Source organism: Arthrobacter sp. U41 (genome assembly GCF_007679325.1).
In the GTDB taxonomy this organism is placed as follows: domain Bacteria; phylum Actinomycetota; class Actinomycetes; order Actinomycetales; family Micrococcaceae; genus Arthrobacter.
The window spans coordinates 66,858-88,333 of the sequence record NZ_VEGI01000007.1 but is presented as its reverse complement, the minus strand read 5'-3'; the positions used below and the strand labels follow the sequence as shown (position 1 = coordinate 88,333).

At 67.8% G+C, this 21,476-nt stretch carries 19 protein-coding genes and 1 tRNA gene; all 20 read right to left on the bottom strand.

Annotated features, from left to right (window positions below; translation table 11 throughout):
• Positions 1-31: 31 nt before the first annotated feature.
• Positions 32-105, bottom strand: a tRNA-Leu gene (locus FS787_RS16980).
• 32 nt (positions 106-137) lie between these two features.
• The gene (locus FS787_RS16975; RefSeq protein ID WP_144674269.1) at positions 138-1,085 is read right to left on the bottom strand and encodes an N-acetyltransferase; all 948 of its coding nucleotides are present in this window, start codon (positions 1,083-1,085) and stop codon (positions 138-140) included.
• Between the two features lie 121 nt (positions 1,086-1,206).
• Positions 1,207-2,676 (bottom strand): NAD(P)/FAD-dependent oxidoreductase, encoded by a 1,470-nt coding sequence (locus FS787_RS16970; protein ID WP_144674267.1) that lies wholly within the window; start codon positions 2,674-2,676, stop codon positions 1,207-1,209.
• A 38-nt stretch (positions 2,677-2,714) separates the two neighbouring features.
• A complete protein-coding gene (locus tag FS787_RS16965) occupies positions 2,715-4,121 on the bottom strand; it encodes a S8 family serine peptidase (protein WP_144674265.1) in 1,407 nt (468 codons plus the stop codon).
• A gap of 138 nt (positions 4,122-4,259) precedes the next feature.
• Positions 4,260-5,207 (bottom strand): Ppx/GppA phosphatase family protein, encoded by a 948-nt coding sequence (locus FS787_RS16960; protein ID WP_144674263.1) that lies wholly within the window; start codon positions 5,205-5,207, stop codon positions 4,260-4,262.
• Complete coding sequence (locus tag FS787_RS16955) at positions 5,204-5,947, bottom strand: DUF501 domain-containing protein (RefSeq protein ID WP_260982629.1); 744 nt, start codon at positions 5,945-5,947, stop codon at positions 5,204-5,206. The genes FS787_RS16960 and FS787_RS16955 overlap by 4 nt, the downstream gene beginning before the upstream one ends.
• A gap of 102 nt (positions 5,948-6,049) precedes the next feature.
• Positions 6,050-6,832: a septum formation initiator family protein gene (locus FS787_RS16950; RefSeq protein WP_144674261.1), complete on the bottom strand. Its 783-nt coding sequence runs from the start codon at positions 6,830-6,832 to the stop codon at positions 6,050-6,052.
• Positions 6,833-7,057: 225 nt separating this feature from the next.
• Positions 7,058-8,338, bottom strand: coding sequence for a phosphopyruvate hydratase (gene eno / locus FS787_RS16945; protein ID WP_144674259.1), 1,281 nt, complete (start codon positions 8,336-8,338; stop codon positions 7,058-7,060).
• A 157-nt stretch (positions 8,339-8,495) separates the two neighbouring features.
• Entirely contained in the window at positions 8,496-9,158 is a 663-nt protein-coding gene (locus tag FS787_RS16940; protein ID WP_144674492.1) for a MazG nucleotide pyrophosphohydrolase domain-containing protein, read from the bottom strand.
• Positions 9,159-9,225: 67 nt separating this feature from the next.
• On the bottom strand, positions 9,226-10,383 hold the full coding sequence (locus FS787_RS16935) for an adenosine deaminase (protein WP_144674257.1): 1,158 nt from the start codon (positions 10,381-10,383) through the stop codon (positions 9,226-9,228).
• Positions 10,384-10,487: 104 nt separating this feature from the next.
• Entirely contained in the window at positions 10,488-11,318 is an 831-nt protein-coding gene (locus FS787_RS16930) for a DedA family protein (RefSeq protein WP_144674255.1), read from the bottom strand.
• A gap of 97 nt (positions 11,319-11,415) precedes the next feature.
• A complete protein-coding gene (locus tag FS787_RS16925) occupies positions 11,416-12,066 on the bottom strand; it encodes a DedA family protein (RefSeq protein ID WP_144674253.1) in 651 nt (216 codons plus the stop codon).
• Between the two features lie 130 nt (positions 12,067-12,196).
• Complete coding sequence (locus FS787_RS16920; RefSeq protein ID WP_144674251.1) at positions 12,197-13,519, bottom strand: thymidine phosphorylase; 1,323 nt, start codon at positions 13,517-13,519, stop codon at positions 12,197-12,199.
• Positions 13,516-13,920 (bottom strand): cytidine deaminase, encoded by a 405-nt coding sequence (locus tag FS787_RS16915; RefSeq protein ID WP_144674249.1) that lies wholly within the window; start codon positions 13,918-13,920, stop codon positions 13,516-13,518. Before FS787_RS16915 ends, FS787_RS16920 begins: the two co-directional genes overlap by 4 nt.
• A gap of 2 nt (positions 13,921-13,922) precedes the next feature.
• Positions 13,923-15,248, bottom strand: a complete 1,326-nt coding sequence (locus FS787_RS16910) for an ABC transporter permease (protein ID WP_144674247.1) — start codon at positions 15,246-15,248, stop codon at positions 13,923-13,925.
• Entirely contained in the window at positions 15,245-16,648 is a 1,404-nt protein-coding gene (locus FS787_RS16905) for an ABC transporter permease (RefSeq protein ID WP_144674245.1), read from the bottom strand. The genes FS787_RS16910 and FS787_RS16905 overlap by 4 nt, the downstream gene beginning before the upstream one ends.
• Positions 16,641-18,320: an ABC transporter ATP-binding protein gene (locus tag FS787_RS16900; RefSeq protein ID WP_144674243.1), complete on the bottom strand. Its 1,680-nt coding sequence runs from the start codon at positions 18,318-18,320 to the stop codon at positions 16,641-16,643. Before FS787_RS16900 ends, FS787_RS16905 begins: the two co-directional genes overlap by 8 nt.
• 167 nt (positions 18,321-18,487) lie before the next feature.
• On the bottom strand, positions 18,488-19,558 hold the full coding sequence (locus FS787_RS16895; protein WP_144674491.1) for a BMP family protein: 1,071 nt from the start codon (positions 19,556-19,558) through the stop codon (positions 18,488-18,490).
• 330 nt (positions 19,559-19,888) lie between these two features.
• Positions 19,889-20,920 carry an NADP-dependent oxidoreductase gene (locus FS787_RS16890; protein WP_144674241.1) on the bottom strand — a complete coding sequence of 344 codons (1,032 nt, stop codon included), beginning with the start codon at positions 20,918-20,920 and terminating at the stop codon, positions 19,889-19,891.
• A complete protein-coding gene (locus FS787_RS16885; protein WP_144674239.1) occupies positions 20,917-21,348 on the bottom strand; it encodes an organic hydroperoxide resistance protein in 432 nt (143 codons plus the stop codon). Before FS787_RS16885 ends, FS787_RS16890 begins: the two co-directional genes overlap by 4 nt.
• Between the last annotated feature and the right edge of the window lie 128 nt (positions 21,349-21,476).

Here is a 21,476-nt window from a genome sequence, read left to right as displayed (position 1 = left end):
ACAAGCGGTTTCTGTTGGGGGTCTTGCTGTGTGCCCCAGGTGGGACTCGAACCCACAACACGCGGATTTTAAGTCCGCGGCCTCTGCCAATTGGGCTACTGGGGCGCCCGGTCAATGGTATCCCGCCGGACCGCCGGCTATGCGACGCCGAACGGCTTGGCGTAGCGGAATGTTCCGCTCACGCCGCCCGGCCAGACAGCCAGCGGCAGCAGCTGGAAATGCCCTGCCCAGGCGGGGTCGGGGGCTTCCACGCCGAGGGAGGTCGACGCCACGAAGCCGAAGCGCGAGTAGTACTCCGGATCGCCCAGCAGGGCGATGCCGCGCTCCCCCGCGGCGTTGGCCCGGGCAATCGTTTCCTTCATCAGCGCGCTGCCGATGCCGTGCCGCTGCAGGCGCGGGACGACGCCGAGGGGGCCCAGGCCCAGGAGCGCCAGCTCCCCCACCCAGCCGCGGGTGCTGATCACGTGCCCGACGATCTCGCCGTCGAGCTCCGCGACGATACTGAACTCCGGCAGGTAGTCCCCGCACTCTAAGAGCGCGGCCAGGAGTTCCACTTCCTCGGGTTCGCCCTGGACCGGCAGCCCGGTGACCGGGGAGACCGCAAAGGCCGCGGCGGTGAGGGCAAGGATGGCAGGCCGGTCCGCGGGCTGCTCACTGCGCAGGACCAGCTCCGGGGCGGGTTTGTGCTCCCCGCTGGCCGCGACCAGCTCGTGCAGCACCTCAAGTGCCCGGTCGGCGTCCGCGACAGGCACCAGAATGTGGTCGTGATGGAAGCCGGCCAGGACGTTGCAGCTGATCTTGGCCTCGGTCAGGGCGGCGCTGACCGCCGCGGTCAGGCCGATGGCCTCGAGGGAGGAGTGCACCTGGAGGGTGATCCATGCTCCGACGAAGTCGTAGGACAGGCCAAGGCTGTCGGCTTCGGACCGTGGCAGGACCACGGTCAGGCCCTCTGCCTCGCGGACGGCCGCGGCGACCGCACCGGCGAGGGGTCTGCCGTGCGGCCAGAGGACGTAGACGAACTCGCCCTCACGGAGTTCCGGGTGCATGGTGGCCAGCAGGGTGTGGAGGTCCTTTTCAGCTGTCATGGGGCAAGTCTAGGCGGGGTACTGCCTGGCCCGGGCCGCGCTCCGGCGCCTGATGCCGCCTTAACGGCGACGGCGGCCGCTCCCCTGCAGGGGAACGGCCGCCGTCGAACGCTGACGCAGGCTACTTGGAGTCGGCCGAAACGGCTTCCTTGGTGGCAGCCTTGCCGGCCCCGGCCGCCGGCTTCTCAGCCGCAGGCGCGGCCGGAGCCGCAGCCGGCTTGGGCGCCGGTGTAGCGGCGGCAACGAAAGCGCCGCGGGGGTTGTCCAGATCGATCAGCTGCGTGGTGTCGCGGCCGACGAAGAACGCCAGGATCCAGCCGAAGATCACGCGGAGCTTGCGTTCCACGGTGGGCATGGCCAGGCCGTGGTAGCCGCGGTGCGCCAGCCAGGCCAGGGGGCCCTTGAGGCCGATGCGGCCGACGATGTTGAGGTTGGCCACACCCTTCCATTGGCCGAACCCGGCGACGGCGCCCAGGTTCTTGTGCTTGTAGTCCTTGAGGGGCTTGTCCCAGCGGGACGCCCACAGGTTCTTGGCGAGGCGCTTGGCCTGGCGCAGGGCGTGCTGGGCGTTGGGGACGCAGGTGCCGTCCGGCAGGCCGCTGCCCGTGAGGTCCGGCACGGCCGCAATGTCGCCGGCCGCCCAGGCGTTCTCGATGATGCCTTCGTCGCCGGCGATGCGCAGATCCGGGAGGACGCGCACACGCCCGCGGGGCTCCAGCGGGAAGTCGGTGGAACGGATCATCGGGTTGGCCTGCACACCGGCAGTCCAGACCAGGGTGTCCGACTCGAATTCCTGGGCCGGGGTCTTGTCCGGCAGGTTGATGAGCTTCAGGGAGCCCTCGGCGTTGTCAAGGGAGGTGTTGAGCAGGACCTCGATGCCGCGGCTGCGGAGGTGCTCGACAACCCACTCGGCCTGGGGGGCGGTGACTTCCGGCATGATCCGGCCCATGGCCTCGACCAGGACGAAGCGGACTTCCTCCTGCTTGATGCGGGGGTTGTTCTTGACCGCGGCGCGGGCCAGGTCTTCCATCTCGGTGATGCATTCGATGCCGGCGAAGCCGCCGCCGACGACGACGAAGGTCAGGGCGCGGGCGCGCTCCACCGGGTCGGTCATCAGCGAGCCGGCTTCGATCCGTTCGAGCACACCGTTGCGCAGGGCGACGGCTTCCTCGATGGTCTTGAGGCCGATGCCCTTCTCCGCGAGGCCCTTGATCGGGAACGTGCGGGTGATCGCGCCTGCGGCCACCACGACGTCGAAGTAGGGAACCTCGAAGTTCTCGCCACCGTCGGCCGGGGCCACGACAGCCGTGCGGCTGGCGTGGTCGATCGACGTGACGCGGCCCTGGATGAGCTCGGTCTGCTTGAGGTGCTTGCGGTGCGAGACGACGGCGTGGCGTGCCTCGATGTTGCCGCCGGCAACTTCGGGGAGGAAGGGCTGGTAGGTCATGTAGGGCAGCGGATCAACGAGGGTGACGATGCCACCGGCATTCGCGATCTTCTTCTGCAGTTTGAGGGCTACGTACAGGCCGACGTACCCGCCGCCGACGACGAGTACCCTGGGACGGTCCTGGAGCTGAGGGGAGGATGCCATTCCCCAAGAATACCGCACTTTGTGAAAAACTTCACTAACTACGGCTTTCCGGTGGAATCCGCGGAATCAAGCACCCCGGTTTCCGGGTTGCCGGAACCATGAGGCCCGGCTTTCGGGTCCGTCCGGACCACGCGCCGGAGCTGGAAGGCGGCGGCCCCCACGATGCACAGGAACAGTCCGCCGAAGCCGATCACCACCAGGGCCGGCACAGCGCTGTCCATTCCGGACGGGGCCTCCGCCACCGGGACAGTGGGCTCCGGAAGGGTGGGCGCGGCGCTGGAGGGGGTCGCCGCGGCGGCGGCCGGTGCGCTGGAGAGGTTGCCCCGCCGGTGGACCCGGATCCAGTCGGAAATCGAACCCAGCGGGTTGACCCGGGTTTCGGGCACGTCGTCCTTGAGCGCGGCCTCGGCGTTGAGGATCCCGAACCCGTACAAGGGATCCTTCCCCGGAGCGCCGGCATCCTTGGCGGTGCTGACGATTCTGTTGATGACCTGGTTGGCCGTCATGTCCGGCCACTTGGAGCGGATCAGGGCGGCTACACCGGCGACGATCGGGGTGGCGCCCGAGGTGCCGGCCCATTCCACGTAGCCGCCGCCGGGCGTGCCCCCGATCAGGTCTTCCGCCGGGGCCGCAACGCCGATGCTGATGCCCTGGGACGAGGAATCGACGCTGGCCTTGCCCTTGCGGTCCAGGCCGGCGACGGTGAGTACCCCGGGGATGGTGGCGGGCGCCCCGACCTGGACGTTGCCGCCGCCACGGTTGCCAGCGGCGCAGACGATCACAACATCATTCTGCTCGGCGTATAGGAAAGCCGCGTCCCAGCTCTGCGGCCATTCCGGTGAGGTGCTGCCGAGGGAGATGTTAATGACCCGGGCCCCGTTGTCGACGGCCCAGCGGACGGCCTCGGGTATCTGGTCCTGGTCGCTCTTGCCGCCCGGGTTCTCCGATCCAAGCCACGTCGACACGGACAGCAGCTCCGCCTCGGGGGCCACGCCGACGATTCCGTCCGGTCCGACGGTCGGGCCGGAACTGGCGCTGGGGCTGGGACTGGGGCTGGCCTTTTCCGTCGATTTCGCGGGCTGGTGGCCCCGGCCTGCCAGCATGGTGGCGACGAGGGTTCCGTGCTCGGGCTTGGCTCCGATACTCTTCTGGCCGTCCGCGCTCCCGGCACCGGACACATCGACGCCGCCCGTCAGCACGCCGGCCAGGTCAGGGTGCTTGCCGTCCACACCGCTGTCGATGACGGCGACCTTGACGTTGGCGCCCTTGGACACCTCCCAGGCCTTGGTGATGCCGGACTCCGCGAGCCAGTATTCCTTTTTACGCCAGTCGTCGGCGTGTGCGGCGGGCGCGCCCGCCAATCCGGCGACAAAGGTACCGCCCGCCAGGGCCAAGGCCATCAACGCGGAGGCGGTCCGGCGTCGCCGGTCTGTTGCTCTGGTCATTCGGGTCCTATCGGCGGGACAGCTGGTGGCGCTGCGGTTGCGGTGGCGCTGCGGAACGCCGAGGGGTGGTCGTGGTGGGGAGGTGTGAACGGGCGCCGTCCGGCCGGGCGTCCGCCGGCCGCGTGGCCGGTGTGCGGCCTAGCTGATACTCAAGGCAATTCCGTCAAGAATATCGTGTTCGCTGGTGACCGCCGTCGTGACCCTGAGGTCGGTGGCATCGGCCAGTCGTTCCAGGACCCGCCGCCAGACGAGGGCGCCTGCCCCGATCACGTCCACCCGGCCGGGATGCATGTACGGCAGGGCGGCCCGCTCCGCGTGGGACATCGCGAGCAGCTCGGTGCAGGCGCGGCGCACGGCGTCGAGGGAAAGTTCGGTGCCGTGGATGGCCTCCGCGGAGTATTCCTGCAGCCGGAGCGCGTGGGCCGTGATGGTGGTGACGGAACCGGCCACACCGACGACGGCGGCGCTGCGGTCCAGCGGGACGGTCCTGGCCGCCTCATCGAGGGCAGCGTCAACGTCCGCCTCCGCTGCGGCGATCTGTTCGGCTGTGGGCGGGTCGCTGCGCAGGTGGCGTTCTGTCATCCGGACGCACCCGACGTCGACGCTCCTGGCGGCGATGACGCCGTCGGCGTTGCCCAGCACGAACTCGGTGCTGCCGCCGCCGAGGTCGACCACGAGGATGGGATCCTCGCCGCGTGAGGGCAGGACGCTGCTGGCGCCGGCGAAGGACAGCGCGGCTTCCGCGTCCCCGGTGATAACTTCGGGTTCGACTCCGAGGAGCCCGCGGATGCCGTCGACGAAGTCCTGCCGGTTGCGGGCGTCGCGTGTGGCCGAGGTCGCGACGAAGCGCACCTTGGTGGCCCCGTGGCTCTTGATCAGTCCGGCGTACTCCGAGGCGGCTGCGAAGGTCCGGTCCAACGCCTCCTGCGCGAGCTCCCCCGTGGCGTCCACACCCTGGCCGAGCCGGACGACGCGCATTTCGCGCACGACGTCGGCGAGCCGGGGAGTGCTGCCGTCCGATTCGACATCGGCGATGAGCAGGCGGATTGAGTTGGTGCCGCAGTCGACGGCGGCCACGCGGGTCACTGGCCGGCCCCGTTGGCGTCGGCGGATCCGGGGGTTCCGGGGGCGCCGGTGCTGCCGGGATCTTCGGTGCGCGGTTTCCGGACCGGGGCGGGCCGGCCCACGATCCCGGGAAGGCCCTGCGGGCCGTGCCGGCTGAGGTCCTGTGAGGGGGCTTCGCCGCCGGTGTCCCACGCGCCGTCGCAGTAGCAGCGGTCTGTTGTCCACCACTCGCTGATGGCTGCGATGGCCTCGTCGCCGAGCGGGTTCACGCCCGGTCCGGCAGCGAGGGAATGGCCCACCAGGACGTGCAGGCATTTTACGCGGGTGGGCATGCCGCCGGCGGAGATCCCGTCGATCTCGGGCACGGCTCCGATGCCGGACCGGGCACCGATCTCGGCCCGGGACGCCAGATAGGCCTCATGGGCGGCGCGATAGTCCGCTGCGAGGTCCGCGTCTCCCCCGAGCCGTTCGTTCATTTCGTTCATCAGGCCCGCCGCCTCCAGCCGTGACACCGCCGAGGTGATGACCGGGTGCGTGAGGTAGAAAGTGGTGGGGAACGGCGTGCCGTTGCTCAGCCGCGGGGAGGTGGCCGCCACCAGCGGATTGCCGCAGACGCAGCGGGCCGGGATCTCGACGACGTCACGCACCGGGCGCCCCAGTTGCCTGCTCAGGACATCGAGGTCGCGGGGCGAGGGCCGCCGGGATTCCGCCGCGGAGGTCGAGGGATCCGGGGTTGCCGGGTTGGCTGCGCTCGGGTCCACTGCCGCGGGTGTCTCGTCCACTCGGTTCTCGTCCACGGGGGCGGCACCTTCCTGCCCTGTCTGGCGTTGTCCGGCGGACAATCCTGCGGCGGGCACCGCTTCTTAGTCTGTTGCCGAGCGCTGGATGGAGTCCCAGAGGGAATCCACCCAGGGCAGCTCGGCCGGGTCTTGGGCTGATCCTGCACCGGCCGCGCCACTGGTTGATCCGGCGGGAAGATCGCTGCCAAAGACCCAGTAGCCCGTCTCGCCGGGCATAACCATGTTAATCCGGTCGCGGGCCTGTTGCTTCACGTAGTTCGGATCCTGCCACCGGGAGACCTGGCGCCTGAGATCATTCTGCTCGGCCTGTTTCGCCGCAATGTCCGCCTGCAGTTCCGCGATTTCGGCACGTTTTTCGAAGAAGATCTTGACGGTAGGTGCCAGCATGATGGTGATGGCAATCATAACGACGAGCAACGCCAGCATCCGGCCGGAGAATGCCTTGGCCGGGACGGGGTGGTCCTCCGGCGCGGCGCCCTTTCCGGAGGACGGGGTGGTGCTGCTGCCGGTTGCACCCGGCGCTGTTGCTTTCTGCGCTGTCGCTTTCGGCGTTGCTGTACCCGGCGCCGCTGCCGCGGGCGTAGCTGCGCCTGGCGCTGCAGGGCGGCTCACCGGGGGGCGGGGCGCCGCAGGGCGGGTCACTGCCGGACGGGTCGCTCCCGGTCGGGCGGATGCGGAGTTGCCGGTGTGCTGGCCGGGCGGCGGAACCGCCGTGCGGGCCGGGTTCGGCTGGGTCCCGCGGGAGTTGCCGAAATCAGCCTGGATGACGTCGCCGCCGTCGCCGGTGTCCGGAGACTTCGGGGCCACAGGCGTGGCCCGGGGAACCTTGGGTCGGCGGGTGGCCATGTCACTCCTGTAATGCCGGGTTCTGATCCGGCTGGCTAGCGGCTTGCTGGTTCAGCACTGTTCAACGCTGATCCCCGTGGCCCGGACCCTCACCGGCGAAAAGCCGGCTGCGCGGCGCTGGCGCGGCGCCCGAAGAGGAACCGTGCCAACAGGAGCCGTGCCCAAAAAGGAACCGGTGGCCATGGTCTTTCAACCATAGCCACCGGTTCGCGGTTCCGGCGGTTACTAGCCGTTGAAACGCGGGAAGGCGCTGCGGCCGGCGTAACGTGCGGCATCGTCGAGCTCCTCTTCGATGCGCAGCAGCTGGTTGTACTTGGCGACGCGCTCGGAGCGTGCCGGGGCACCGGTCTTGATCTGGCCCGCGTTGGTGGCAACGGCGATGTCCGCGATCGTGGTGTCCTCGGTCTCGCCGGAGCGGTGCGAGGTGATGGTGGTGTAACCGGCGCGCTGGGCGAGGGAGACGGCGTCCAGGGTTTCGGTCAGGGAACCGATCTGGTTGACCTTCACCAGCAGCGAGTTGGCGGTCTTCGAATCGATGCCGGTCTGGAGTCGCTCCGGGTTCGTGACGAAGAGGTCGTCACCCACGATCTGGACCTTGTCGCCGATGGCGTCGGTGAGTGTCTTCCAGCCTTCCCAGTCGTTTTCATCCAGCGGGTCCTCGATGGAAACCAGCGGGTAGTCGGCGACGAGTTCGGCGTAGTAGGCGCTCATCTCGGAGGAGCTGAGGGTCTTGCCTTCGAACTGGTAGGCGCCGTCCTTGAAGAACTCGGAGGAGGCAACGTCCAGGGCGAGGGCGATGTCCTGGCCCGGGGTGTAGCCGGCGTTCCGGATGGCTTCCTGGATGAGGTCAAGGGCTGCACGGTTGGACGGCAGGTTCGGCGCGAAGCCGCCCTCGTCGCCAAGGCCGGTGGACAGGCCCTTGGCCTGGAGGACCGCCTTGAGGGCGTGGTAGACCTCAACGCCCCAGCGCAGGCCTTCGGAGAAGGTCTCGGCACCCAGCGGGACAACCATGAATTCCTGGATGTCGACGTCGGAGTCAGCGTGCGATCCGCCGTTGAGGATATTCATCAGCGGCACGGGCAGGACGTGCGCGTTGGGTCCGCCCAGGTACTTGTAGAGCGGCAGGTCGGCGGACGCCGCGGCGGCGTTGGCGACGGCCAGGGACACGCCCAGGATGGCGTTGGCGCCGAGCTTGCTCTTGTTGGCGGTGCCGTCCAGGTCGATCATCGACTGGTCGATGCTGCGCTGGTCCGTGGCGTCGAAACCGATCAGGGCCGGGGCGATCTGGTCAATCACGGCGTCGACGGCCTTCTGGACGCCCTTGCCGAGGTAACGGCCCTTGTCGCCGTCGCGGAGTTCTACGGCCTCGTGCTCGCCGGTGGAGGCGCCGGAGGGAACTGCTGCGCGGCCGATCTGGCCGTCCGAGAGCAGGACTTCAACTTCTACGGTGGGGTTGCCACGGGAATCGAGGATCTCGCGGGCGTGGATGGCATCGATAAGCGCCATGGATAGGCTCCTTTGGGTGAAGCGATCTGCTGGGAATCTGATGGGAAATCTAGCTGGGAATCAAGCTGAAAGATCGACGTCCTCGTCGCTACCCAGCCTAGTCGAGAGTGGGATAAGTTACAGAAACCTATCCAGTCCCCGGACGTCATTTGGCGGATTACGGGGACGGTTCATGCGGCGGAGCCGCTGGCCGGCCCGCCTGGAAGCGGCGGTTCGCGCCGCGGAGGGCGCGTTCGGCGTCCAGCCCCTGGGCCCGTGCGGCTGCCGCGATGGCGAACAGCAACTCCCCGAGGTCGGCCTCCGACGCCGGGATGTCAACCGGCCCGGCGGAGGCCGGCAGTCCGGCCCGCTCGGCGCGGTCGAGAAGTTTCTGCGCCCGGGCCAGCGCCGGGAGTGCGCCGGGGACGCCGCCGAGCGCCCCCAGCCGGGAAGGATCGGCGCGGGACAGTTCAGCACCGGAGGGTTCCGCGCCCGCGTCCGCGGCCCCGGAGTGCAGGACCTGCTCCGCGCGTTTGACGGCGTCCCAGGTGCGGACGATTTCCTCCACCGTCGCCGGGAAGGACTCCTGCAGGGATCCGTCAGGACGGAACACATGCGGGTTGCGCCGGACCATTTTGGCAGTGAGGCCGCGGGCGACGTCGTCGAGGCCGAAGGCTCCCCGCTCCTCGGCGAGGCGGGAGTGGAGGACCACCTGGAGCAGGACGTCGCCCAGTTCGGCCTTCAGCTCGGCGTCGCCGCCGGCCGTCTCGATGGTTTCCGCCACCTCGAAGGCCTCCTCGAGGAGGTACTCCACAAGGGATTCGTGGGTGAGGGCACCCATCCAGGGGCAGTGGGCGCGCAGCTCGCTGATGCAATCGACCAGCGCGCCCACCGCGTTGGAGTCCGTGTTAGCCAAGATCGGCGTAGGCCTCGTTGATGTATTCGACCAGGGCTTCCTTCTCCTCGAGCGGCAGGAACGCGGCCTCGGCGGCGTTCAGGGTCAGCTCCAGCAGGTCGTCGAGGTCGTAGTCGAACGTCTCGACCAGCAGTTCGAACTCGTCCGTGAGGGTCACGCCGCTCATGAGCCGGTTGTCCGTGTTGATCGTGACGTTGAAGCCCAGCTGGTAGAGCATGTCCAGCGGGTGGCTTTCGATGCCCTCGCCGAAGCCGGCAACGGCACCGGTCTGCAGGTTGGAGGAGGGGCAGATCTCCAGGGCGATGCCCCGGTCCCGCACCCAGCTGGCCAGCTCGCCAAGGGTCACCATGCCGATGTTGTCGTCGAGTTCATCGCCGTCACCGTTGGCGTCTTCATCCGACTCGAATTCAACGGTGACGTCCTCGGCGATGCGGACGCCGTGGCCCAGGCGCAGGGCGCGTCCGTCCACCAGGGCGGACTGGATGCTTTCGAGTCCCGCGGCTTCGCCGGCGTGGACCGTGGCCGGGAAGTTGTGCTGGGCCAGGTAGGTGAAGGCGTCCTTGAACCGGGACGGCAGGAAGCCGTCCTCGGCGCCGGCGATGTCGAAGCCGACGGCGCCGTTGTTGCGGTGGCGGACGGCCAGCTCGGCGATTTCCTGGCCGCGGTCGGCGTGCCGCATGGCGGTGATCAGCTGGCCGACCTGGATGTCGCGGCCGGTCTCGGCGACGGCATCAACACCGGCTTCAAGGCCCGCCTGCACGGCCTCGACAACCTCGTCCAGGCTCAGACCCTTCGTCAGGTGCTGTTCGGGGGCCCAGCGCACTTCACCGTAGACAACGCCGTCATCGGCGAGGTCTTCGACGAATTCCTTGGCGACGCGGAACAGCCCGTCCTTGGTCTGCATCACGGCGATGGTGTGGTCGAACGTCTCGAGGTAGCGGACCAGCGAGCCGGAGTCGGCGGATTCGCGGAACCACTCCCCCAGGGCGACGGGGTCCGTGGACGGCAGCGTGTGTCCCACGGCCTCGGCAAGTTCAATGATGGTGGCCGGACGGAGTCCGCCGTCCAGGTGGTCGTGAAGGGAAACCTTGGGGAGGCCCTTCAGGTCGAAGTCGAGGTCAGGGGCAGCGTCAAGAATTATCTCAGTCACGTTCCAACCTTAGGGTCGGAGGCCGGGCAACACCAGCCGGTCCGACGGCGGACGCCCCGCGCCGGCATCAGGCCGGGCCCGCCGGTGCCACACGGGCGGCGGAATCAGGCCTCGACGTCGGCCGATGCGGCCAGCGGTCCGGCCAGCGGGGCGGTCCCGGGGCCGTGCCGGTGCCCCGGTGCAGCGGCCGCTTCCGCGCGCGCTGCGTTCTTCTGCGGGGCTTGGGTGTGCGGGGTTTGGGTGTGCGGGCCCTCGGCGTGCTGGGTTTGGGCGTGTGCCATTTTGGCTTCGGCCGCGAGCGTGGCGGCCCGGCTGGCGGCCGCGGCAGCACCGCGGGTGTCGCGCCAGCGGTGCAGCCAAGTCAGCAGGTGGTCGATCACAATGCCGAGGACAACAGCAAAGGCGATGGCGATGCCCACGCCGAGCAGCGGGTGTTCATGGACCCAGTTGCCGGCGACGATGCCGACTCCGGCCGAGTAGGCCACCCACGTGATGGAGGCGAAGACGTCCAGGATGACAAAGCGGCGGCGGGGGTACGCGGTGGTGCCGGCGATCCAGTTCACGGCCACGCGCCCCACCGGGATGTACCGGGCGGTGAAGATCAGCATGGCGCCGCGCTTGTCGAGCTCGTAGCGTGCCCAGTTCAGGGCGCGGCGGACCTTGGGCTTGCGCATCCAGCGGAACCGTTCGACGCCGATGTGACGGCCCAGCATGTACGCCATGTTGTCCCCGGCAATGGCCCCGAGGGCTGCCGCGGCCATGACCCACCACATGTTCGGCTGGCCGGACGTGACAGAGAGGGCACCCAAGGCGACGATCAGGGTTTCGCTCGGGAGAATCGGAACGAAACCGTCGATGAAGCAGAAGATCGTAAGAATCGGGTAAATCCACCACTGTCCCGCGGCATGGAGGATAGCCTCATTGATAAATTCCACGCGGGCGTTGCTCCTAGGAAAGTGACGAAAAGCGCTCTTCAGTGTCCCATGACGGAATGGGATGCGCTACGTTCCGTCAGGATAAATCTGACGAGTTTCAGGGCTCCGTCTTTTTAGGCACGGCCGGAGGAACCGGCTGTCCGGCGTCCCCGGGAAGCGGCCCCCGGACCTTGCCGATGACCACGTCCACCAGGATGCCCAGACCCACCGCGCAGATGACCGCGACGATGACGCCGAGCAGGTGGTTCGCTTCAAACCATTGGCCGAAGAAGAGTCCGATCGCGACCGAGTAGGCGGCCCAGAGCACCGCGGACAGGACGGTCAGGGCAACGAAGCGTGACTGCGCGAAGTGTGTGGCGCCGGCCGTCAGGTTAACGGCGACGCGGCCGATCGGCACAAAGCGCGCCACGAGGATCAGGGAGGCTGGCCGTTTGCGCAGTTCCGCACCCGCCCACCGGAAGGCCCGCTGCATCCGGTGGCCGCGCATCCAGGCCCAGCGCCGGGTGCCCACACGGCGGCCGATTACGTAGGCGATGTTGTCGCCGATGAAGGCGCCGGCGGCGGCGGTCATGGCCAGGAGCGCAGGGTTGGGAACGTCGGCGGTGGCGGCCACGGCGGCGAGTCCCACAACCACCGATTCGCTCGGAACGGGCGGGAAGAAGCCGTCTATCACGCAGCACGCGAACACCAGGGCAAGGACCCAGGGTTGCCCGGCCGCGGCCAGGATGAAGTCGTTGATTGCCTGCACGGTTTCCTAACAAACAACGGGAGGACGGCTGTCGTGCCAGTGTACTGCGGGGCAGGCCGCAGTTTGCCCTGTCACCTGCGGTCGCTGACCCGGGGGTTGAGCGACCACAAGTGACAGGGCAACGGGCGGTTTAGGCGATGCGGTCGATGATGAGCTGCTGCGCCGGGCGGGAGCCTTCCGGGGCAATCACGACGGCGTGCTCCAGCGCTTCCCGGGCCCGTTCGAACTTCTCCGGGGTGTCGGTCAGGAGCGTCATGAGCGGCTCGCCGGCCTTGACCGTGGCGCCCGGCTTGGCGTGCATACGCACCCCGGCACCGGCCTGGACCTGGTCCTCCTTGCGGGCACGTCCGGCACCGAGGCGCCAGGCCGCGACGCCGACGGCCATCGCGTCGAGTTCCACCAGCACGCCGTCGGCCGGCGCGTAGATGACCTCGGATTCCCGGGCGACCGGAAGCTTGGCGCGCGGGTCCCCGCCCTGCGCCTCGATCATCCGGTTCCAGACGTCCATGGCCCGGCCGTCGCGGAGCGCGGCCCGCGGGTCGGCGTCGCGGACGCCGGCGCAGGCCAGCATTTCCTCTGCGAGCCGGACAGTGAGCTCGACGACGTCTTCCGGTCCCCCGCCGGCCAGGACCTCCACCGATTCCTCGACCTCGATCGCGTTGCCGGCGGTGAGGCCCAGCGGTGTGTTCATGTTGGTGAGCAGGGCCACGGTGTTGACGCCGGCGTCCTTGCCCAGTGCCACCATGGTCTCGGCCAGTTCGCGGGCGCGTGCCTCGTCCTTCATAAAGGCGCCGCTGCCCACCTTGACGTCCAGCACCAGCGAACCGGTGCCTTCGGCGATCTTCTTGCTCATGATCGAGGAAGCGATCAGCGGGATGGCCTCCACCGTGCCGGTGACGTCCCGCAGGGCGTAGAGCTTCTTGTCCGCCGGGGCCAGTCCGGCGCCGGCGGCGCAGATAACCGCGCCCACGTCCTGCAGCTGGGCCAGCATCTCCTCGTTGCTCAGCGCCGCGCGCCAGCCCGGAATCGCTTCGAGCTTGTCCAGGGTGCCGCCGGTGTGGCCCAGGCCGCGGCCGGAGAGCTGGGGCACGGCAACGCCGAAGACCGCCACCAGCGGTGCCAGCGGCAGGGTGATTTTGTCCCCTACCCCGCCGGTGGAGTGCTTGTCGGAGGTGGGCTTCACGCTGCCGTCGGGGCGGCGCAGGCTGGAGAAGTCCATCCGTTCGCCGGAGGCGATCATCGCCGCCGTCCAGCGGGAGATTTCGGTCCGGTCCATGCCGTTGAGCAGGATCGCCATGTTCAGGGCGGCCATCTGCTCGTCGGCGATGGCGCCGCGGGTATACGCGTCGATGGTCCAGTCGATCTGGGCCGGACTGAGGACGCCCTTGTCCCGCTTGATGCGGATGATGTCGACGGCGTCGAATGCTTCAGTGGTGCTGGTGGTCTGGGTCACCGGGGTTCCTCCAGGTGTTGGGGGCCAAAGGCATCGGGAAGGACCTGGTCCATGGTCTTGATTCCCTGGGTGGTCATGAGCTCCATGTCGGGAGCCCTGAATTCGTAGAGCAGCTGCCGGCACCGTCCGCAGGGCATGAGGACGTTGCCGGCCGCATCGACGCAGTAGAAGGCGCGGAGCAGGCCGCCTCCGGTCATGTGCAGGTTGCCCACAAGGGCGCACTCGGCGCACAGCGTGAGTCCGTAGCTGGCGTTTTCGACATTGCAGCCGCTGACGATCCGGCCGTCCGCGGTGAGGGCTGCTGCCCCCACCGCGAACTTCGAATACGGCGCATAGGCGTTTTCCATGGCGGCGACCGCGGCGGCCTCGAGGGCGGCCCAGTCGACGTCGGCGCTCTCCATCGTCAACCCTTTACGTACGGTATGCCGCTCGCGGCCGGGGGCCGGGAACGGCCGACGAGCCCGGCGACGGCGAACACGGTCACGAGGTACGGCAGCATCGCCATGAACTGGCTCGGCACCGGGGTGCCGATGATCGTCACAATGCTCTGCAGGTTGTCGGCGAAGCCGAACAGCAGCGCGGCGAAGAACGCCCCGATCGGGTTCCAGCGGCCCAGGATCATTGCGGCGAGGGCAATGAAGCCGCGGCCACCGGAAATCTCCTTCGTGAAGCTGTCAATCGCCACGAGCGTGAAGAACGATCCGCCGATTCCGGCGACGGCGCCGCCGAGCGTGACGTTCCAGAAACGGGTCGCGTTGACCTTGATGCCCAGCGTGTCGGCAGCCTGCGGGTGTTCACCGACGGAGCGGACGCGCAGGCCCCACTTGGTCTTGAACAGCCCGATCCATACAACAATCACAGCGATGTACATGAGGTAGCCCACGACGGACTGCTTGAACAGGATGGGGCCGAGGACCGGAATGCTGGACAGGACCGGGATTTCGATGATCGGGAGCCGGCCGGGCGAATTGAACATTTCCTTGTTCGCCTGCATCACGGTGCTGAACAGGAAGCCGGTGAGGCCTGAGACCAGGACGTTGAGCACCACACCGACGATGATCTGGTTGACGACGTACTTGATGCTGAACACGGCCAGTACCATCGACACGAGGGCGCCTGCCACGGCGGCCGCGAGCAGGCCCAGGTAGGGGTTGTCGGTCACGCTGGCGACAATCGCGGCCGTGAAGGCGCCGCCGAGGAGCTGGCCTTCGATGGCGATGTTCACGACGCCGGCGCGTTCGCACAGGACGCCGGACAGGGAGCCGAAGACGATCGGGACGGCGAGGGTCACGGACCCGGCGATGAGGCCGGCCAGCGAGATGCTGGGAGTCCTGGCGCCGCCGACGACCCAGATCAGGAAGGCAATCACGAAGATGACGGTGAACACCACCGGCAGCCAGCGCGGGGTGTGCCGGTTGTTAGTTTTCCGGACCATGGAGTAGCCGGCAAGGCCGAGCAGGATCACGGAGAGAACGATGCCGGACAGGAAGGCGGGCAGTTCGATCGCGGGCAGCTGGAAGAAGTCCCCGCCGGAGGACACGCCGAACTTGGCGGTCGTTTGGGGGCCATACAGGCCGAAGAAGATGAACGCGACGACTGCCAGCACCATCAGTGTCACGGGCAGTTTCCACGTCACGGGTTTGGCGGACACAGTCTGCTTGCGTTCCGTTGCCTGCTCCGGCTTGCCCTGCGGGCCACCCGGTACGGGCGCTGTTGCTGTTGTGCTCATGCTGCACCTCCGGTGGTTGCTGCCTTCTGGGTCTTGCCGGCGGTTGCGGCCTTCTTCTTGCGCGGGTTCATTCCGAAGATCGCCCTGACCAGCGGCGGCGCCGCGATGAACAGCACGATGAGTGACTGGACCACCAGCACGATGTCGATCGGGGTGCCGGTCTGAATCTGCATCTGGACCGCACCGGCGCGGAAGGCGCCGAACAGGATGCCGGCGGCAAAGGTGCCCCACGGCGTCGAACGTCCCAGCAGTGCCACGGTGATGGCATCAAAGCCGTAGGTTGCCGCAACACCGTCGGTCAGGACCTTTTCGGTACCCGCCACCTGCGCGACGCCGGCCAGGCCGGCCAGGCCGGCAGCCAGGGTCATCACCAGGATGGTGGCGCGGGGAACGTTGATTCCGGCGGTCAGGGCTGCCTTGGGGTTGGCACCGACGGCGCGGAATTCGAAACCGATCGTGGACCGGTTCAGCAGCCACGAGACAAACACTGTTGCCGCGATGGCCAGCAGGAAACCAAGGTGCAGCCGGTACTGGCTGCCGAAGATCTGCGGGTACAGGGCAGACGCTTCCAGGATCGGGGAAATCGGGGTGGTCTCTCCCGGGCGCTGGAACAGGTCCGTGTCCAGCAGGTACCGCAGGAAGTAGAGGGCGATGTAGTTGAACATGATGGTCACGATGACCTCATGGGCTCCCGTCCTCGCCTTGAGCACGCCGACGAGGCCGCCCCAGACGGCACCGCCGATGATGCCGGCGACCAGGACGAGCAGCAGGTGGAGGCCCACCGGCAGGTCCAGGGCGAAGCCCACCCAGGCGGCCAGGATGCCGGCCATGATGATCTGGCCCTGCGCACCGATGTTGAACAGGCCCGCGCGGAAGGCCAGTGCGACGCCGAGGCCGGCGGTGATCAGCGGGGTGGCGATGGTGAGGGTTTCCATCAGCGGGGCGAACTGTCCGGCGACGCCGCTGGCCCGGGGGTTGAAGACCGCTCCCTGGAACAGCGCGACGTAGGAGCCGGTGGCCGCCGACCAGACCGCGGAGAGGAAGTCGGTGGGCCGGGCGAAGAAGTAGCTCGACGTGGCCGCGACCACCTTGTCCGTGGCGGCAATGAGCAGGCCGCCAAGGAACAGGGCGAGGAGGACGGCCAGGATGGTGACGATGCCGTTGCCCGTGAAGATCTTGCGCAGCACCGAATCCGGTTCCTCAGCGCCGGGGATCTTCCCGCTCTGGGCGGAGACCGGGACGGCCGATGGCCGCATCGCCCCGCCGGCGGTGTCCAGCGTGGTGACGAAGTCGGCGTCGTCCTCCAGGGGGTCCTGGGGCGCCGCGTTGGGGGACTGGGTTGTGGGGATCCGCTCCGGATCCGGTGCAGCCGAGTGTCGCGGCGGGTTGTTTTCACTCATGGTCGTCTCCTACAGCGCCGGAGCTGGACTCCTGCACGGGGTGGGCGGCGGGCGCCTGGTTCGATTCTTTGGTTGCGGCGGGGCCTGCGGCAGTATCTGCGGCAGCGCCTGCGGCGGCCGCTCCCCCGGGTTCCCGGGCCGGCTGCCTGCTCGCGGCGTCGGCGAGGGCGTCCTGCGGGGACAGCCCCGCCATCATCAGGCCGAGGACGTCGCGTCCGGTGCCGGCCGGGACGATCCCGACGAGTTTGCCCTTGTAGAGCACGGCGATCCGGTCGGCGAGCTCGATCACCTCATCCAGTTCGGTGGAGACGATCATCACCGGAGTGCCGTGGTCGCGCTCTGCCACGATGCGCTTGTGCAGGAACTCGATGGATCCGACGTCCACGCCGCGGGTGGGCTGGGAGGCGATGAAGAGCCGCAGCGGCCGGGAGAGTTCCCGGGCCATCACGACTTTCTGCTGGTTGCCGCCGGACAGCGTGCCGGCTGCGAGCGATCCTGACGGGGTGCGCACGTCGAACTCGTCGATCCGGGTCTTGGCGTTCTCCAGGACCTTGGCCGGGCTCATGCTGATGCCCTTGGCGAACGGGGCCTGGTCATAGCGGTCCAGGATCAGGTTCTCGGCGATCGAGAAGGTGCCGATCAGGCCGTCGACCGAGCGGTCCTCGGGGACGAAGCCGACGCCGGCGTTGAGGACGTCCTTGACGCTGCGGCCCAGGAGTTCCTCGCCGTCCAGCAGAATCGATCCCTGGGCGCGTTCATGGAGGCCCAGGATGGCCTCGGTCAGTTCAGTCTGACCGTTGCCCTGGACGCCGGCGACGGCGAGGATCTCGCCGCGTGCGATGTCGAAGCTGATGCCGTCCACCACGTGCTGGCCGCTCGGGGCGATCACGGTGAGGTCCTTGACCTGGAAGGTGGTCTCCTGGGGCTTGGCCGGGGCCTTGTCCAGGGTCAGGTTCACGGCCCGGCCCACCATCAAGGAGGCCAGTTCGGTCGTCGAGGCGCCGGGATCGGCGCTGCCCACCACCTTGCCGCGCCGGATCACCGTGATGGTGTCCGAGACGGCCTTGACCTCACGGAGCTTGTGCGAAATGAAGACGATTGAGGTGCCGTGGCTCTTGAGCTGGCGCATGATGTCCAGCAGCTCATCGGTGTCCTGCGGGGTCAGCACGGCCGTGGGTTCATCGAGGATAAGCACCTTGGCGTCGCGGACCAGCGCCTTGATGATTTCCACGCGCTGCTGCACACCGACCGGGAGGTCCTCGACCATCGCATCGGGGTCGACGTCGAAGCCGTACCGGTCCGAGATCTCCTTGATCTTCCGGCGGGTGTCGTCCAGGTTCAGGAATCCGCCGGTCTTGGTGGTTTCCGCCCCGAGCGCGACGTTCTCGGCCACGGTGAATACCGGGACCAGCATAAAGTGCTGGTGGACCATGCCGATGCCGGCGGCCATGGCGTCGCCCGGGCCGCGGAACGTGACGGGTTTGTCGTCGATGAGGATCTGGCCCTCGGTGGGCTCGTAGAGTCCGTACAGGACGTTCATCAGCGTGGACTTGCCCGCGCCGTTCTCGCCGAGCAGACAATGAATCTGCCCGGGTTCAACAACCACGTCAATGTGATCGTTGGCTACCAGGGAGCCGAAGCGTTTGGTGATCCCCTTGAGTTCAAGTTTCAAAACTCTGACCAATCTCGAAGTGTCCGGCAGTTGTGGCGCGGACGGATGATGGGGCTGCAGACCCAGCCTAGTGCCTGCAGCCGGAAGCGGAGCCGGCCCGCTCAACGAAAAGCGCCACAGCCCGTGCGGTGGTGACCGGACGGGCCGTGGCGCTTTGCGAAAGGAAGTTAGACCTTCGGGCTGGCTGCGGATTCAACCTTCAGCTTGCCCTCGGCGATGTCCTTCTTGATCTGATCCAGCTCGGACTTCAGTTCCGCGGGAACCTGGGAGTCCAGGTCGTGGAACGGGGCCAGCTGGACGCCTTCGTTCGCGAGGGTGCCAACGTACGGCGTGTTGTCGAAGTTGCCGTCCTTGTCTTCCTTCACAACGGTGTAGACAGCCTCGCCCATCTGCTTCATGACGGAGGAGAGCATGATGTCCTTGTAATCCGGTGCCGTGAGGAAGCCGTCGGAGTCAACCCAGATGAGCTTGACGTCCTTGCCTGCTGCCTTGGCTTCCTTCAGGGCCGCGCCGGCGCCCTTGCCCACCGGACCGGCGACGGGCATCACGATGTCCGCGCCCTGGTCCAGGAAGTTCTGGGTGAACTGCTTGCCCTTGTCCTGCTTTTCGAAGTCACCGGTGAAGGAGCCGTCCTGCTTGGCCTTGTCCCAGCCAAGAACCTTGACGTCCTTGCCCTTCTGCTCGTTGTAGTACTTGACGCCGTCGGCGTAGCCGTCCATGAAGATGGTGACCGTGGGGATCTTGATGCCACCGAACGTGGCGACCGTTCCGGTCTTGGTGGTGCCGGCGGCGAGGTAGCCCGCCAGGAAGGCAGCCTGGGCCGTGTCGTAGATGATCGGCTTGACATTGCTGATCGGGGTCTCGTAGCCGAAGTCGACAATGGCGAAGTGGCTGTCCGGGTTGGCCGTGGCCTGGGCCTTGGTGGCGTCGCCCAGCAGGAAGCCCACCGTGACGGTCAGGTCGCAGCCTGCGGTGACCATGGCGCGGAGGTTCGGCTCAAAGTCGTTGTTGGTCTTGGACTCGGCCTCGTTGACCTTGATGCCCAGCTCCTGCTCAGCCTTCTTCAGTCCCTCGTAGGAGGACTGGTTGAACGACTGGTCGTCGAATCCACCCGAGTCGGAAACGATGCAGCCTGAGTAGTCGCTGGCCGTGGGGGCCGCGCTGCTGCCGGTGGTCGGGGCGGCGCCGCAGCCGGTCAGCAGAAGTGCAGCCGCACCGGCGGTGGCAACTCCGGCCATCGAACCGCGCTTGAAGGTTGCACGCAGAGAGTTCTTCAATGTTCCTCCAGGAAGAAAAAGTAGGCGCTACGACGGGTGCTCAATGAGTGTCTGTTGGCGGGGTTGCCGCTGAAACGCTGTTTTCACTGATGGATTTCGCAGCACTGCGCCGAGGCGCACTGATGCAAGACACTTTAGTGGCCTGAGACACGTCCAAGTAGCACAGTTCACAGCGATTCCACAGATTGTTGAGAACTTGTTACCAAGCGGTAGACGCCGAAAGCCCCGCACCGGCAATCCGGTGCGGGGCTTTGCGCGTATAGGGCGCGGTGCGCGGACGGGGTGCGCGGCTTAGACGCGGACCAGCATCTTGCCGGTGTTGGCGCCGTCCAGGAGATCCATAAACGCCTGCGGGGCGTTTTCCAGCCCGTCCACGATGGTCTCGTCGTAGCGGACGGTGCCGTCCGCGAGCCAGCCGGACATGGTCCCGACGAACTCGGCCATGTGCTGCCAGTAACCGCCGACCAGGAATCCCTTGAGGGTCAGCTGCTTGCCGATGGCCTGCATGAGGTTCCGCGGAGCCGGTGTGGGCTCGGTGGAGTTGTACTGCGAGATGGCACCGCACATGGCCACGCGTCCGCCGACCGTGAGCGCCGACAGGGCGGCTTCGAGGTGTTCCCCGCCGACGTTGTCGAAATACACGTCGATCCCGCGGTCGCCGGCGGCCGCGGCGAGCTGCTCGGTAACCGGGCCGTCGTGGTAGTCGAACGCCGCATCAAAACCGAGCTCCAGCAGCCTGGCCACCTTCTCCGGCGAGCCGGCGCTGCCGATGACGCGGGAGGCGCCCATGGCCTTGGCGATCTGCCCCACGAGGGAGCCGACGGCACCCGCTGCGCCTGAGACGAACACGACGTCACCGGCTTTGAAGTCCGCGACCTTGAGCAGGCCGGCATACGCCGTCAGCCCGGTCATGCCCAGGGCGCCGAGGAAAGCCTGCGCAGGGGCCAGATCGGTGCGGGCGGGGGTGGTGGCGCCGGCGTCGAGCACGGCATATTCACGCCAGCCCAGGGAATGGACGACGACGTCGCCCACCTGGCGGTCCGATGACCGGGAGGCGATGACCTCACCGACGGCGCCGCCGTCCAGCGCGGCGTCCACGGCGAACGGCGCCGAGTAGGACTTGACGTCGTTCATCCGGCCGCGCATGTACGGGTCCACCGAGATGAAGAGGTTGCGGACCAGGACCTGGCCGTCCTGGAGTTCAGGCAGTGCGGTCTCGGCCAGGCGGAAGTTCTCCGGCACGGGGCGGCCGTGCGGACGCGATGCCAGCTGGATCTCGCGGGTTGTGGCGGGAAGGGCGATGGTTCCGGTGTTGGCGCTCATGCGGCGACCTCCAGGATCTTGATGTCGACAGTGATGTTTCCACGGGTGGCGTTGGAGTAGGGGCAGACTTCGTGCGCCTGGGCGACCAGGGCTTCCGCCGTGTCCCGGTCCACGGCGGGCAGGGCGATCTCGAGTTCAGCGGCGATGCCGTAGCCGGCTCCGTCGGCGAGGGCGCCAAGGTGGATCCGGGCGGCGACGGCGGAATCCGTCAGGTCCGCCTTCTGCTGGCGCCCGACGAGGCGCAGCGCGGAGTGGAAGCAGGCTGCGTAGCCGGCGGCGAAGAGCTGTTCCGGGTTGGTGCCTTCGCCGCTGCCACCGAGTTCCACCGGGCTGGCCAGGGCCACGCTGAGCCGGCCGTCTTTGGTGACGGCGGTGCCGTCGCGGCCCTCGCCGGAGGCTAGGGCTTCAGCTGTATAGAGAGTCTTCATGGGACATCCAATCTGTTGGGAAAAATCTGGTGGCCGGCGGCGAATTCGCCGGCGGCCTGCGCAGGCGCCGTAAGCTTCCGGCGAGCCGGCGCGCCTGCCGCGATTTCGACGTCGGGGGCGGGCTTCGC